Origin of the sequence: Micromonospora jinlongensis (assembly GCF_013410645.1) — a bacterium.
In the GTDB taxonomy this organism is placed as follows: Bacteria; Actinomycetota; Actinomycetes; order Mycobacteriales; family Micromonosporaceae; genus Micromonospora; species Micromonospora zamorensis.
On record NZ_JACCHK010000001.1, the window covers coordinates 1145589 to 1160102 of the forward strand.

14 protein-coding genes are annotated in these 14514 nt (G+C 72.4%); 7 read left to right on the forward strand and 7 right to left on the reverse strand.

Annotated elements, in window-relative coordinates:
* Nucleotides 1-8: 8 nt before the first annotated feature.
* From accB to HNR22_RS04825, 3 genes are read right to left on the reverse strand one after another with little or no spacing between them, the layout of a single operon-like run.
* Entirely contained in the window at nt 9-542 is a 534-nt protein-coding gene (accB, locus tag HNR22_RS04815; protein WP_179779259.1) for an acetyl-CoA carboxylase biotin carboxyl carrier protein, read from the reverse strand.
* Nucleotides 539-2317 carry an acetyl-CoA carboxylase carboxyltransferase subunit alpha gene (locus tag HNR22_RS04820; RefSeq protein ID WP_179779260.1) on the reverse strand — a complete coding sequence of 593 codons (1779 nt, stop codon included), beginning with the start codon at nt 2315-2317 and terminating at the stop codon, nt 539-541. The genes accB and HNR22_RS04820 overlap by 4 nt, the downstream gene beginning before the upstream one ends.
* Nucleotides 2314-2652 (reverse strand): TcmI family type II polyketide cyclase, encoded by a 339-nt coding sequence (locus HNR22_RS04825; RefSeq protein ID WP_179779261.1) that lies wholly within the window; start codon nt 2650-2652, stop codon nt 2314-2316. Before HNR22_RS04825 ends, HNR22_RS04820 begins: the two co-directional genes overlap by 4 nt.
* Nucleotides 2653-3085: 433 nt before the next feature.
* Between HNR22_RS04825 and HNR22_RS04830 the strand changes: the two genes are divergently transcribed.
* From HNR22_RS04830 to HNR22_RS04850, 5 genes are all read left to right on the forward strand, one after another.
* On the forward strand, nt 3086-3883 hold the full coding sequence (locus tag HNR22_RS04830; protein WP_179779262.1) for a BTAD domain-containing putative transcriptional regulator: 798 nt from the start codon (nt 3086-3088) through the stop codon (nt 3881-3883).
* A gap of 90 nt (nt 3884-3973) precedes the next feature.
* Nucleotides 3974-4372, forward strand: a complete 399-nt coding sequence (locus tag HNR22_RS04835) for a TcmI family type II polyketide cyclase (RefSeq protein WP_246380683.1) — start codon at nt 3974-3976, stop codon at nt 4370-4372.
* 1 nt (nt 4373) lies between these two features.
* A complete protein-coding gene (locus HNR22_RS04840) occupies nt 4374-5723 on the forward strand; it encodes an FAD-dependent oxidoreductase (protein WP_179779263.1) in 1350 nt (449 codons plus the stop codon).
* 412 nt (nt 5724-6135) lie between these two features.
* Nucleotides 6136-7260, forward strand: coding sequence for a hypothetical protein (locus HNR22_RS04845; protein WP_343059683.1), 1125 nt, complete (start codon nt 6136-6138; stop codon nt 7258-7260).
* A gap of 308 nt (nt 7261-7568) precedes the next feature.
* Nucleotides 7569-8777 carry a low temperature requirement protein A gene (locus tag HNR22_RS04850; protein WP_179779265.1) on the forward strand — a complete coding sequence of 403 codons (1209 nt, stop codon included), beginning with the start codon at nt 7569-7571 and terminating at the stop codon, nt 8775-8777.
* 43 nt (nt 8778-8820) lie between these two features.
* Here HNR22_RS04850 and HNR22_RS04855 read toward each other — a convergent pair whose 3' ends face one another.
* Nucleotides 8821-9576, reverse strand: coding sequence for a maleate cis-trans isomerase family protein (locus tag HNR22_RS04855; protein WP_343059684.1), 756 nt, complete (start codon nt 9574-9576; stop codon nt 8821-8823).
* A complete protein-coding gene (locus HNR22_RS04860; RefSeq protein ID WP_179779266.1) occupies nt 9573-10400 on the reverse strand; it encodes a hypothetical protein in 828 nt (275 codons plus the stop codon). The genes HNR22_RS04855 and HNR22_RS04860 overlap by 4 nt, the downstream gene beginning before the upstream one ends.
* Before the next feature lie 253 nt (nt 10401-10653).
* Between HNR22_RS04860 and HNR22_RS04865 the strand changes: the two genes are divergently transcribed.
* Nucleotides 10654-10860, forward strand: coding sequence for a hypothetical protein (locus HNR22_RS04865; RefSeq protein WP_007460667.1), 207 nt, complete (start codon nt 10654-10656; stop codon nt 10858-10860).
* 68 nt (nt 10861-10928) lie between these two features.
* On the opposite strand, the gene HNR22_RS04870 is transcribed toward HNR22_RS04865, so the two are convergent.
* Nucleotides 10929-11381: a hypothetical protein gene (locus HNR22_RS04870; protein ID WP_179779267.1), complete on the reverse strand. Its 453-nt coding sequence runs from the start codon at nt 11379-11381 to the stop codon at nt 10929-10931.
* Nucleotides 11382-11883: 502 nt separating this feature from the next.
* On the opposite strand from HNR22_RS04870, the gene HNR22_RS04875 reads away from it, so the two are divergent.
* Nucleotides 11884-12843, forward strand: coding sequence for a TIGR03557 family F420-dependent LLM class oxidoreductase (locus HNR22_RS04875; protein ID WP_179779268.1), 960 nt, complete (start codon nt 11884-11886; stop codon nt 12841-12843).
* A 137-nt stretch (nt 12844-12980) separates the two neighbouring features.
* Here the strand turns inward: HNR22_RS04875 and HNR22_RS04880 are convergent, their stop codons facing one another.
* The gene (locus HNR22_RS04880; protein WP_179779269.1) at nt 12981-14498 is read right to left on the reverse strand and encodes a right-handed parallel beta-helix repeat-containing protein; all 1518 of its coding nucleotides are present in this window, start codon (nt 14496-14498) and stop codon (nt 12981-12983) included.
* Between the last annotated feature and the right edge of the window lie 16 nt (nt 14499-14514).

A 14514-nucleotide genomic window follows, 5' to 3' on the forward strand; every position in this document is an offset into this window, starting at 1 on the left:
CCGCGCCGTCATGCCGGGTCCAGTTCGACCAGCGGCTGGTCGTACTCCACCGGCTGACCGTCCTCGACGAGGATCGCGACCACCCGGCCGGCGCGGTCGGCGGTCACCTCGTTCATCAGCTTCATCGCCTCGACGATGGCGACCGGCTGGCCCGGGCGGACCAGGTCACCCACCGCGACGAACGGCCTCGCGCCGGGCTCCGGCGAGCGGTAGAAGGTGCCGACGATCGGCGCCCGCACCACGGCGCGCCCGGGCACCGACGGCCGGATCAGCGCCGCCGGTGGGCCGGGCGCCGGCGCGACCGGCGGCGCCGCCGCCTGCACCGGAGCAGGGAGTACGTCCGGTCGGGTCACCTCTTCGGGGTGCCACTCAATTTCGAGCACCGCCGGCCCGCTGCGCAGCCGGACCCGGCGCACCGGGCCGGCCAGCTCGGCGATCAGGTGCTGTGCCTGCCGGCGCAGCCCGGCCAGTGCCTCCTCGCCGACCACCTCGGTGTCGTCGGGCGCCTCGACGGTCGACACCGCCCCGTCGCCGGCGGTCACCGGACACCTGCCCGGTTGACGCCACGGGTCGTCCCGAACCGTCGGAAGCGCTGCCGACGGAGGCGGACCAGCATGGCGGGCGGCACGTCCAGCAGCGGCAGCAGGTTGGCCAGCAGGGCGGCCCGCAACCGGTGGGCGGTCTCCGCCGGGTCGCCGTGCGCGGCGGCCGACGGCTCCGGCACGACCTCGTCGACCACGCCGAGCCGGCACAGGTCGGGCGCGGTCAGTCGCAGCGCGCGGGCGGCCTGCGGCGCCGCGGACCGGTCCGGCCAGAGGATGGCGGCGCAGCCCTCCGGGCTGATCACCGAGTAGACGGCGTTCTCCAGCATCAGCACCCGGTCGGCGACCGCCAACGCCAGGGCGCCGCCACTGCCGCCCTCACCCGTGATGACCGCCAGCACGGGGGTGGGCAGCACGGTGAGGGTCAGGATGTTCTCCGCGATGGCCGCTGCCTGGCCCTGCTCCTCGGCGCTCACGCCGGGGTCTGCGCCGGGGGTGTCCACGAGGGTCACCACGGGCAGACCGAGCCGGGCGGCCAGGCGCATCAGCCGCAACGCCTTGCGGTGCCCGGCCGGGCTGGCCATGCCGAAGTTACGGGCGACCAGTTCGGCGGTGGTGTGCCCCTTCTGGTGGCCGATGACCATGACGTGCCGGCCGGCCAGCCGGGCCACACCGCCCACGATGGCCGGGCAGTCCCCGCCGAGGCGGTCACCGTGCAGCTCCACGAACCCGTCGAAGACCGAGTCGAGGTAGTCCAGTGTGGTCGGTCGAGCGGGGTGACGCGCCATCCGGACGGTGTCCCACGCGTCGCGTACCGCCAGCGTCTGGCCCGCTCCCGAGGTGGGCGACGGCGCCACGGCCGCCGCCGGGCCCGCTGGCCGCGCCAGAAGGGCATCGTCGTCGGCGAGGCGCTCGCGGCGCGACGCCGGCTCCTGCCGGGGTACGGGCGGGTGGCCGGCGCGGGCCGCACGGCCGGCGCGGGTCGCGGCCAGCAGCGCCACCAGCCGCCCGCGCAGCGACCGACGCTGCACCACCATGTCGACCTGACCGTGCCGGAGCAGGAAGTCGGCGGTCTGGAAACCCTCCGGCAGCGCCCGGCCGGTGACCTGACGGATCACCCGGGGGCCGGCGAAGCCCATCCGCGCGCCGCTCTCGGCGAGCACCAGGTCGGTGTTGGTGGCGAACGACGCGGCCACCCCGCCGTAGGTCGGATCGGTGAGGACGCTCACGGTCAGCAGACCCGCCTCCCGCAGCGCGGCGATGGCCTGGCTGACGGTGGCCATCTGCATCAACGACAGCGCGCCCTCCTGCATCCGCGCCCCGCCCGAGGCGGTGACCAGGACGAGCGGGATGCGGTCGTCCAGCGCCCGCTCGGCGGTCCGAGTGATCAACTCGCCCACCGCGCAGCCCAGGCTGCCACCGAGGAAACGGAAGTCCATCACCGCCAACGCGACCGGGTGCCCGCCGATGGTGGCCGTGGCACAGACGACAGCCTCGGCCAGGCCGGTGCTGGCCCGCGCGGCGGTGAGCCGGTGCGGGTACGGCAGCACGTCGACGAAGTCGATCGGGTCCGCCTCCGGCAGCAGGTCGGACAGTGGGCGCAACGATCCCGGGTCGACGAGTTGGCGCAGCCGTTCCGGTGCGCCGAGTCGGGCGTGCTCGCCGCACTCGGGGCAGACGTCCAGGTTGCGGCGCAACCGTTTGCGGTAGAGCAGGCTCGCGCAGCCGGCGCAGCGGGACCAGAGCTGCTCCTCGCGGCGCGCGACGGCCGTCACGACCGCCGTCCCGGGTCCGGGGCGTCGAAGCGGTAGAAGCACTGCGCCATGGCGTCGCGCGGCGAACGCCAGGTCGACAGGTACGGCGAGACGTACGGGCGCAGGCGGTCGCTGACCCGGATGAACTCGGGGTGACCACGGGCGGACTCCACAGCGCCCTCCGCCGGCTGCTCCGTCTCGAGCAGGTGCACGTAGAGGTCGTGCAGGCGGTACAGCGAACGGTGCCGAACGCCGACCAGGCGCGGCAGCTCCGTCGCGTCCGACTCGGCGAAGATCTCGGCGACCCGCTCCTCGGCGGTCGGATCCACCTTCGCGACGATCAGCGATCGGTCCATACTGGGCCTCCCCCCACGGCGTCCGGCCGGCGACGGGTCGCCCCGGACGCGCTGGACGACTGGCCACACGATGCGGCAATCCTCGTCACGGTGGCGTCACCGCGAGGGGATGGTCAGCTACGCATGACGGTGACGCTGCGTTGACGCAACCTGTGTATCAGCTATGCGCCGAACGGGCCCGAGGCGACGCATCGATCGGATGTTTGCCCAGTTCAGAACCGATCTCAGGTTGACTGTCGCGAATAGGAGGTCCACGTCGGCGTTGACTCACCGTTACTGCTATTGATAATCTTCACGGTGGTCAGCCCGGCGGCCTCAGCGGGCGGGGCCGCGCCCGGCCCGCCGTCAGGGGTGAGGTCGACAGTGGCGTCACGGGCAACCGATCCGGGACACAGCAGACAGTCGGGACGAGCGTCCCGCAGGGGGTGCCGCCGTGGCCGCTGATCCGTCCGTGCCGACCGCCGGAGCACCGCCCGAGGAGGGCGTCTCACTCCACCTGCTCGGCGGCTTCCGCCTGCTGCGCGACGCCGTACCGGTCGTGGTGCCGCGCGGGCTGCAACGGGTGATCGCGCTGATCGGGCTGCGCCCCGGCGCCACCCGCAGCCAGCTCGCCGGGCTGCTCTGGCCCGACGCCTCCGAGGAACGCGCGCTGTCCTCCCTGCGCACGGCGCTGTGGCGACTCCGTCAGGACCCGTGCTGCCCGATGACCGTGGCCAGCGACACCGTACGACTCGGCGCGGCGGTCCGGCTCGACGTCGACGACCTGGTCGGCACCGCGGCCCGGGTCCGGGACGGCGACGACCCCCGCACCGCCGCCGGCGCGCTCGCCGCCGGTCGACACGACCTGCTCCCCGGTTGGTACGACGACTGGGTGTTGCTGGACCGGGAAAGACTGCGCCAACTGCGCCTGCACATGCTGGAACAGGTCGCCGGGCACCACCTGACCGCGGGACGACACGGCGAGGCCCTCGAAGCCGCGCTGGAGGCGATGGCCGCCGAACCGCTGCGCGAGACACCACACCGGTTGGTCGTGCGCATCCACCTCGCCGAGGGCAACGCCTTCGAAGCCGTCCACGCCTTCTACGTCTACCGGGACCTGCTGCGCAGGGAGTTGCGCCTGGAGCCGAGCCCCGCGATGTGCGCCCTGCTCGACGACACGCTCGCCCCGATCCGCCAGGCCAGCCGGGACGCCGTCACCGATCGCCCGTCACCGGCCGGCCGACGTACGTGACGGTGACGTGACAGGCGCTGCGGCACGGTGGGCGCACAGAGCACGTGGCGCCGGTCCGAGGGTCGGAAAGCCACCGGCGGAAGGGGTCCCATGAGTCGTCTACTGATCGTCAGCCGGATCATCCCGGGCGCGGAGGGGCGGGTCGCGCAGATCTTCGCCGAATCCGACGCCACCGAACTGCCCGGTCTGACCGGCGTCACGCACCGATCCCTCTACTGCCTGCACGACCTGTGCGTACACCTGATGGAGACCTCGGACGTCGACCCGGACGCCCTCGCGGCGGCCCGCAACCACCCACTCTTCCAGCAGGTCAACGAGCGGCTCTCCGCGCACACGTCGCCGTACCTGCCGACCTGGCGCTCCCCCCGCGACGCCATCGCCGCCTGCTTCTACCGGTGGGACGCGCCCACCGTGCGCCCGACCAGCGCCGATGCGCCCGCAGCGCGCCCGGCCACCACCGACACACCCGCCGCGCACCCGGCTGGCTGAGATGTCCGCCGCCCCACCGCACGTACTGATCATCGGCGCCGGCACCGGCGGGCTGTGCCTGGCGCACGGCCTGCGCCGGGCCGGGGTCACCGTCGCCGTCTACGAACGGCACCGCGACCGCACCGACGGGCTGCTCGGCTACCGCGTCGGCATCGGCCCGACCGGTAGCCGCGCACTGCGCGAGTGCCTGCCGCCGGAGCTGTTCGCCACCTTCCTGGCCACCTGCGCGCGGCCACCGCACTACTTCAACGTGGTCACCCAGGGACTGCGCCAGACCGCGTCGTTCGCACTACGGCCCAGCGCCGACCCGGTGCACACCGAACACTCGGTGGCCCGGATGGTGCTGCGCCACGTGCTGCTGACCGGCCTCGACGACGTGGTGCACTTCGACAAGACCTTCACCCGCTACGAGCAGCGCGACGACGGCACGGTCACCGCGTACTTCGCCGACGGCACCAGCGCCACCGGCGACCTGCTGGTCGGGGCGGACGGCACACACTCGGCGGTACGCCGGCAGTACCTGCCGCACGCCGTCACCCGCGACGCCGGCACCATCAACATCGCCACCCGCATCCCACTGACCGCGCACACCCGCGACCTCGTCCCGGAGCGCGTCCGCCAGGGCATCTCACTGATCTTCGGCATCGGCGGGATAATGGGCGTGCTGCACGTCATGGACTTCAAGTGGGACGCCGAGCGGGCGATCAAGCCCGGCGTCAGCGACGCGGACGCCGCCCTGCTGCGGCGGTGGCCCGGCCTGTCCGACGACACCACCACCGACAACATCAACCTGATCATCTGGAGTGCCGCCCGCCGGTTCCCGGCCGACGTGATGGAACGCCGAGGCGAGGACCTCGTACGGGTCGCCCTGGACCTCACCACCAACTGGCACCCGAACCTGCGGGAGCTGCTCACCCGCGCGGACCCGGCCAGCGTCCTCCCGATCAACGTGTCGACGTCCGAACCGGTTCCTCCCTGGAAGAGCAGCACCGTCACCATGCTCGGGGACGCCATCCACACCATGACCCCTGGTCGCGGTGTCGGCGCGAACACCGCCCTACGCGACGCCCGCCTGCTCTGCGAGCAGCTCACCCGGGCCACCGCCGGAGACAAGACGCTGCTCCAGGCGGTGGCGGACTACGAGGCCGCCATGGCGCCGTACGGCTTCGCGCGGGTGGCCGAATCGTTGAACCGCAGCGGCACCAGCGGCGACGACCGGATGTACCGGCCGGTGGTGGGCCGACTCGCGCTGCTCGGGGCGCGCGGCTACTTCGGAGTGACCAGCCGGGTGCCGCGACTGCACCGCCGGTTCGTCGACGACTTCCACACCTACGAGGGCGATCAGGACTGACCCGGGCAACAGCCCGCTAGACCCGGGCTCGGCGTTCCGCGCCGGGCCCGGGTCTCGTCCTGTCCGTGCTGATCTCGTCGGGTCGCTGGCCCTCGTCGCGTCGGTGGCCTTCGCGCTGACTTTCGTCGCGGCGCTGGCTTCGCGCTGGCTTTCGTCGCGGCACTGGCTTCGCGCTGGCTTTCTCCGCGGCGCTGGCTCTCGTCGGGTCTGGCCTTTTGTGCTGCCTGACGCGACGCTGTGTCACTCGGCGGGCACCGGCTGAGGTGGCCGCCCGGCGCACAACGCCCCTGGCCGATCCTGTCTGTCGCCCGCAATACGCGTGTGCGAAGCTGCGGCGAGTTTTTCTCGTGACTTATCCAACGAGCTGAGAGGGAGGTTCGCCGTGGCGTGGTCTATCGGACACTCGCTGATAGTGGTACTGGCACTGTTGCTGGGACTGGCCGCCGGATGGCTGCTGCGCGGCCGGCGGGGCGTGCAGGGCAAGTCGATTGTGGAAGGTGACCCCGTCGCCGGCCTGGCCGTGATCTCCACGCCGACGCCGGCGGCCACCACCGACGAGGTCCAGCCCGCGGCCGCCGTCGACCCGGCCCCGACCGCCGTCGCGGACGAGCCGGTGCCGGTGGACACGGTCAGCGCACCAGCCGCGGTGACCGCGGCGGACGGTCCCACCCCGGTACCCGTCCCGACGGAAGCCCCGAGCACGATCGACCCGGCCGACATGGCGTTGACCGAGCCCCCGCCGCCCGTACCGGCCGCCGAGCAGTCCGACCCGGCCGAGTTGCGGTCGGAGCCCGTTGTGGAGTCGACCCCCGAGCCGGTGGCGGTCGACGAGCAGCCCGCCCCGGCGGCCGTGGTCGCCCCCCGTCAGCCCGCGGACGACCTCCCGTCCGTTGACAGCACCCCGCTCGACAGCGCTCCGGCCGACGAGCCGCTCCCGGTCACCCCGGCCAACGAGCCGGTCGCGGTCACCTCGGCCGACGAGCCGCTCGCGGCCAGCCCGGCCGACGATGCGGAGAACCGGGCCACGGTGGCCGATCCGGCGGAGGCACCGGTGACCACCGACGCGGCGGACGTGGACCCGGTGGACGCTCACCGGGTGGACGCGGATTCAGCGGACGCGGAGTCGGCGGACGCGGACGCGGTGCACACCAACGCGGTGAGCACCGACGCTGACGCCGAGTCGGAGCGGGCGGCGGTGGCCACGCCTCCGGTCCGGCCTACCGTCAGCGCGACCCCTCCGGTCCGTTCGACCGCCGACACCGCGATCAGCACCTACGAGGGCGACCCGACGGGCCCGGCCGACGACTTCCGCCGCATCCAGGGGATCGGGCCGAAGATGGCGGCGGCGTTGCAGGACGCCGGCGTGCGCACGTACGGCCAGCTCGGCGATTTGGACGAGCCGGCGCTGCGCGACCTGATCCGTGCCGCCGGTCTGCGCGCCGCACCCGGGCTGGCCAGCTGGCCGCAGCAGGCCCGCGTGCTCGCCGGAGCTGGTGCGGAGATGGCCGCGATGCTGCCGAACAGCAACCAGGCCTGACGCCCGACACTGAGCCCCCGGCCCACCGTCCAGCGCGACGGTAGGCCGGGGGCTCGTCCGTGCTGGTCGGAAGACCCGCAGGGCCAGGCGCGGAACAGACCGACAAGGCGCACGGTGATCGACTCGCCTTACAGGAATCCGCGCCATCCGACCGACCCGGACACCCCGACTTCCAGGAACCCGAGTCGATCACCCCCGGTCGGGGGAAGGGCCGACGAATCCGGGGCCGTGCCGTCGACCGATCGTTACCGTCCGGGGAGGTGGACCGGACCGGTCCGTCGAGTCGACCGGTTCCGCAGGAGAATCCCGTGAACCTCGCCGCGCCGGAGCCCGGGTCACCTGGGCCCCGCCGCCCTCCGGTGCGTGATCCGGCGGCCCCGCGCCGGGTGACCCTTCTCGAACTCTTCTTCGACCTGGTGTACGTGGTCGCGTTGGCCCTCATCTCCCGGGGACTGGTCGACCAGCTCGACTGGCACCGGGCCGGTCAGGCACTGATCATCCTGGCGGCCGTCTGGTGGACCTGGGTGATCACGACCCTGGTCACCGACCTGTACAACCCGGAACGCACCGAGATCAAGCTGCTGATCAGCGCCGTGATGTTCGGCGCGCTGCTGATGACCACGGCGATCCCGGAGGCGTTCAAGGACCGTGGGCTCGTCTTCGCCGGCACCTACGTGGCGATCCACCTGGGACGCGGGCTGTTCCTGATGCCGGCGGTACGCCGAGAACCGCAGACCCAGCGTCGGGCGGCACGCATCTTCATCTGGTTCGCGGTGTCCGCGATCCCGTGGATCACCGGCGGGTTCGTCAGCGACGACGCCCGGCTGGTGTGCTGGGTCGTCGCGCTCGCCATCGACTACATCGGTTTCCGGCTCGCGTACCCGGTGCCCGGACTCGGGATGGTGCCGGAACCCCAGCGCAACGTGACGGCGGAGCACCTCTCCGAGCGCTACCAGCAGTTCTTCATCATCGCCCTCGGCGACGCGATCCTGACCATTGGCACCATGTTCAGTGCACAGCACAGCGAGACGGAGAACATCGGCGCGTTCGCGGTGGCGTTCCTGACCACCCTGCTGCTCTGGCGAATCTACGTGCACAAGTCCGGCCAGCTCCTACCGATGGCCATCAAGGGATCGGCGTCGCCGAGCAAGTTCCTGTTCACCGCGCCGTACACCCATCTGCTGATGGTCGCCGGGGTGGTGACCACGGCCTCCGGGTTCCACCTCGTGCTGCTCGAACCGAGCGGACGGACGCCACCGGCCTGGGCGGCGGTGATCCTCGGCGGTCCGGCACTCTTCCTGGCCGGACGGGCCTCCTTCGAGTACGAGGTGTTCAGCCGGGTGTCGTGGTCCCGCCCCGGCGGGGTGCTGGCGCTGCTCACCGTCGCGCCCGCCGTGCTGTACCTGCCACCGGTGTTCGCCTCCCTCAGCGCCCTCCTGGTGCTGGCCGGCGTGGCGTACGCGGACTTCCGACGCAGTTACGGGAAGCCGCCGGAGGCTCCCAGCCCACCGCACTGAGCCAGCCCGCCGCACTGAGCCGGCGCACCGCGGCGTCGGCGGGTCAGCGGGTCGTCCCGGCCAGCAGGAGGCCGGCGTCCGGTACGTACGGCTCGACGCCCAGACCGGTCAGCAGTTGGTGCACCGTGGCGGTGGCCGCGGTGAGCACCGGGCGGCCGAGGCGGGCCTCCACCTGCGGCACCGCCGCCAGCGACGGCAGTTGGACGCAGGCGGAGAGGACCACCGCGTCCACGTCGGTCACGTCCAGCCGGTCGGCCAGCTCGACCAGGCGGGACGTGGGGATGCGCCCCACCGCCACGTTGTCCGGCTCGCTCAGGCTCACCGCGTCGGTCACCTGCACCCCGTGCGCGGCAAGGTAGCCGGCGACGGTCGCGGTCAACGGTGGCAGGTACGGCGCGATCAGGGCCACCCGCCGGGCACCCAGCGCCCGTAGCCCGGTGACCAGTGCGCCCGCGCTGGTCACCACCGGCATGTCGTGCCCGGCACGACCGGCCGCGCGGCCCAACCGCCGTTCGGCCCGCTCGTGCGCCCCGGCGCCCTCGCACATCACCGCCACCAGGCAGGCGTACGCGAGGACGTCGCAGCGGGCGTCGGCCAGCTCGGCGGCGCACCGGACGGCGGAGCGGTTCATCCGGACCAGCTCGTCGAGGGTCACCTGGCGCAGCCGTACGCGGCTGGAGTGCGTGGTGAAACGGACCGTCGGGTCGACGATCTCGCGTCGGCGCAGCATCGCCGGGATCTCGGCCTCCATGGTGGTGTTCGAACTGGGCACCACCAGGCCGACCCGGTAGTCGCTCACACCAGCGCCCCGGCGTACCCCCGGACCCGCAACCGCTGCCGGGCAGTGCCGCCCAGGCGCACCTGCAGGCCGAGCGGCGCGGCCGCGCGGCGGACGTCGTCGAGGTGCAGCGACCCGTGCCGGTCCACGGTGAGCACGGGCGGCTCCTCCAGCTCACCCTCCGGCGCGTGGAAGGAGAGCAGGGTGACCGAGGTGGTGAGGTAGCCCGGGTACGCCGCGCGGGCCGCCGCCTCGTTCCGGTGCAGGAGCACCACCAGGTCGTCGAGGTGGGCGAAGTCGGCGGCGAGGGCTCCGGCCTTCCAGTGCGCCGGTTCCTCGGCCGCGCCGGTGAGATGGCGGGACCGGTTCGCCGAGGTGATGTAGAGGTGGTCCGACCCGGTCTCGGCGAGCGCCCGCTCGAAGAAGGTGTTGGACGGGCAGGTCAGGCCCGGGGCGATCACCTGGGTGGTTCGTATTCCCTGGTCGACCTGGACGAGGTGCTCGGGGAGCCGTTCCGCCGCCGGGCCCCGGAAGCCGAACGGCCCGGCCCCGTAGAGGGCGTCCATCAACGCCCGCACCCGACCGACCGGCAACCGGGGTGAGATCCGGGTCCAGTCGAACATCCCCGGGATCCGTCCGATCGCGGTGGTGACGCTGCCGACCTGGTGGACCGGACGCCCCTTGGCGAGGTTGACCCGGCCCACGGTGTCCGCGTCGGGACGCGTGACGATGACGTAGAAGTTGGCGAACGCCGCCGCGACGACCGCGCCGCCAGCCAGCGCGCGGGCCGCGACCGCGACGTCCTCGGGGCGGTCGATGTACAGGGGCGGTGACGGGGCGTCCATGAGTCCTCCTCGGCGGGGCGCTGAGGCAGTTCTACGTCCACCGGCCCGTACGACGGCGAGGTCGGTCGGCGATCCGATAGCCGATTAGTGTGACCCGGTGCGGGCGGCCGATGCGCGGGCGGTACTCAACGGCGGACGGCATCGGCCGGACGGCCGATCCCCCGGGGGTCGTGGCGGGCGACCGTTAGCCGCGCGACCCGATTGGGTACAACGCCTGCACCTCAGATCCACCACATTCCCCCAGGAGGCAGCGATGCGCGGCACCTCGATACTCGGAGTCATCGTCGTGATCTGGTTGGTGATCGGCGCGATCGCCGGTGGCCAGCGAGGCTATTACAGCGGCGACGACACCAACTGCGCCGAGGCCGGCACGATCCTGGTCACCATCGTGGCCGGGCCCTTGAACTACATCGGCGCCAACCCCAAGGTCGACTGCAAGCTGCCCGAACCCTCGAAGTAGGTCGAACGCACTCCGGCCCGTGCCCCCTGACCGGGGCACGGGCCGGCGCACGTTCGGTAGGAACGGGTTCAGTTGTTGTAGACGACCGAGGCGCAGCGGCCGTTGTAGTCCTCAGGCCTCGCGTAGCCCAAGCAGACGAAGACCTCGGTCCAGCGATACGAGGTGCCCACGCCGGACTCCCACCGCAGCCGCACGCTTCCGGCGTTGCTGGTGTCGTCGACGGCGATCGCACCGGTGTACTGCTGCGCCCAGTAGACGTACACGCGGGCGGCGTACCCGTCCGCCCTCTTGTCGGTGACGGTGTTGGTGCGGTTCGTGTCCAGCCAGGCGTAGCCGGCGCTGTTGACGCAGAGGGTTGCCGTCGCGCTGGCTCCCGCCCCGCCCGTCGGGCTCGGCACGTTGCCGGTGCCGGTGAGGCAGCCCTCCGCGTGGGCCGGTGACGCGACGGCGAGGGCTGCGCCGCCCCCGAGGACGGCAGCCACCGCGAGGGCGCTGGCTCGGCGAGACAGTCGGTTGGTCATTCCCCTACCTCCAGGAGCTCACTGTCGCGACCAGTCCGGCCGCCAACATCGATCGGTACCTGTTCCGCCCAGCCGCTGGTCCCCCGTCGCACCGCGCTGGGTGAGGTCGCGGCGAGGTGCACGCGCCCTGTGCCGACAAGAGTCTCGGGGCCCGACGGCGACCGACGAAAGAGACGACTCCGGTTCCGAACAGGCGATCGATGGTTCAACCTGGTCAGCGGCGTGTTCGGAGTTGTTCGACGGACGGTTCGCCGCCCCCGCGCCGACGTTTGTGACGCGCGGGTTCCGAGCGCTGATCCACTCGGGTTCCTGGAAGCCGCGGTGTCCGAGGCTCGGCGACAGCCCGATTTCCGGAAACCCGAGTGGATCATGGGCGGCGGAGACCACACAGCCCGTACGGCGTCCTAGGAGGCTGGTCTGCAGGCCTGGGCCGCGGCGTTTGTCGACGCCAGCGGCGGGAAGCCCACCCGGCGTCGACCGGCGGACGGAATCGGAGCGTGCCATGCAGATCGGCTACAAGCTGGCCTCGGAGGGCTACGGCCCCCAGGAGATCATCCGGCAGGCCGTCATGGCCGAGCAGGCCGGTTTCGACTTCGTCGAGATGAGCGACCACTTCCACCCCTGGCTCGACACGCAGGGCCACTCGTCGTTCACCTGGAGCGTGCTCGGCGCCATCGCGGCCAGGACCAGCACGCTACGCCTGGCCACCGGGGTCACCTGCCCGACCGTGCGCTACCACCCGGCGATCATCGCGCAGGCCGCGGCGACCATGGCACTGGTCTCCGACGGGCGGTTCACCCTCGGGGTGGGCGCCGGCGAGCGACTCAACGAGCACGTCGTCGGCCAGGGCTTCCCCAGCGTGCGGGGCCGACACGAACGGCTGCGCGAGGCACTGGAAATCATCCGGCTGCTCTGGCAGGGCGGATACCAGTCGTACGAGGGCCGGCACCTGCAACTGGAGGACGCCCGGATCTTCGATCTGCCGGACACCCCGCCGGTGATCGCGGTCGCGGCCAGCGGCGAGGCGTCGGCCCGGCTCGCCGCCGAACTGGGCGACGGGTTGTTCGCCACCGAGCCGGAGGCGTCGATCGTCGAGCACTACCGACGCGCGCACGGGTCGGGCCCGCGCTACGCCGAGGTTCCGCTGGCCTGGGCCACCGACGAGCAGCAGGCGGTGCAGGCGGTGTTGCAGACCAGCCGATGGATGGTCACCGGCTGGAAGGTGATGAGCGAGCTGCCGAACCCGGTCAACTTCGACGCGGCCAGCGCGTACGTCGAGGAGAAGCACATCCGCCAGCTCTTCGCGATCGGCCCCGACCCGGAGCCGCACGTCGCCAAGGTCCGGTCGTACGTCGACGCCGGCTTCGACCACATCGTGCTGCAGAACGCCGGCCCCGACCCGGACGGCTTCCTCGACTTCTTCGCCGGCGACCTCGCCGGCCGTCTCCGGGCGATGGGCTGACGGCCGCCGCACCTGACACCGCGACCGCACCAAGCGCCGCACGGCGAGCGGGACGCGCCGAGCCGCCCCGACTGATCGTCGGGGCGGCCGGTTGCGCAGTGAAGACGGGTGCGCGGGTCCGCTCAGCGCTGAACCGCTCAGCGGAAGCAGTGCGCGATCGGCACCTGGCTGCCCTCGCAGTTGGTCGGCTCGTTCTCGACGACCACGCTCTCATCGTCGATCTTGACCTGGGCGTGCGAGGCGAAGACGCCGCCGGGCTTCACCGTCGACGCGTTGTGGGTGACCTTGCTGGTGTAGATGGCCACCGAACCCGCCGTCGCGTAGATGCCGCCGCCGGTGGAGGCGGCGCCGACGGCCTCGTTGCGGGTCACGTCGCTGCCGCGTACCAGTAGGTTCGCCTTCTCGGCGTAGATGCCGGCGCCGAGCCCGTGGGTGGTGTTGCCGTCGACCACGCTGTCGTCGAGTGGCGTCAGGCCCTTCACTGTCGAGATGCCGCCGCCGTTGACGGTGGACGTGTTGCCGCGGATGGTCATCGTGCGCATCACCAGCACCGCGTCGGAGTTCGCGGCGCCGCCGCCGACCTGCGCGGTGTTGTTCAGCAGCTCGGTGTCGGAGACCTTCGTCCGGGCCGAGAAGCTGGCCAGCCCACCGCCCTGGCTGGCGCTGTTCTGGGTGAAGGAGACGCTCTCCACGTCGGCCGCGCCACGGTAGTTGCCGAGCCCGCCGCCGTACCCGTTGGCGCTGTTGCGGTGGAACTCGGAGCGCTTCAGCGTCAGCACGCCACCGTTGAGCAGGCCCCCGCCCTTGCCCGCGGCGCCGGAGGCGCTGTTGCCGATGAACGTGGAGTCGCTGACCACCATGTTGCCGTCGTTGAAGATGCCTCCGCCGCCGCCCTCGGGGGACAGCGAGGTGCTCTGGGAGACGGTGACCCGCTCCACCACCGCGGTCGCGCCGTGCACCACGTGCACGCTGCCGCCCTCGATGGCCGAGCGGCCGTTGTGCAGTTCCACGTCGCGCAGGGTCAGCTCGCCGCCGTCGCGGACGGTGAAGAACCGGAACGCGGCGGCCTGGGCGTCCCGGGCGATGGTGGCTCCGGCGCCGTCGATCGTGATGGGCTGGTAGATCACCGGCAGGCCGGCGGTGTCGTCGGCCGGGTTGTGCGGCGGCGCCTCGGCGTCACCAGGGGTCTCCGCGGCGTCGGCCGCTTCCCGTGCGTCGCGGATCCCGCCGTCGTACTGGTCGGTCTCGTGGAACGCCTCGGTCAGGGTGTAGCGGCACTTGGGCGCGAGGCGGAGTTCCGCGCCGCCCTCGGCGTTGGCCGCCACCAGCGCCGCCACCAGCTTCGCGGCGTCGCAGGGCACCGACACCACACCGCGCTTGCCGGTGCCCGGGGTGGCCGGACGGGCCCGCTCGGCACCGTCCTTGTCGCGCCCCTCCCCACGCTGGTCGTCGGCTCGGCGGTCGTCGTCGCTTCCGGCCGTCGCGCTCAGCCGGCCCAGACCGGGGAGCGAGAGGGCCCGGTCCGCGGCGGCGGCCACGCCGGCCACTCCGGCCGCTCCCACGACCAGGCTCCCCGCCAGGAAGCCGCTGGCGAGGAACCATCGGGACCGCCGTCTGGGTCGGGTCGCGCGGTCTCCTCCTGGGTACGTGGACATCAAGAATGCCTACCTT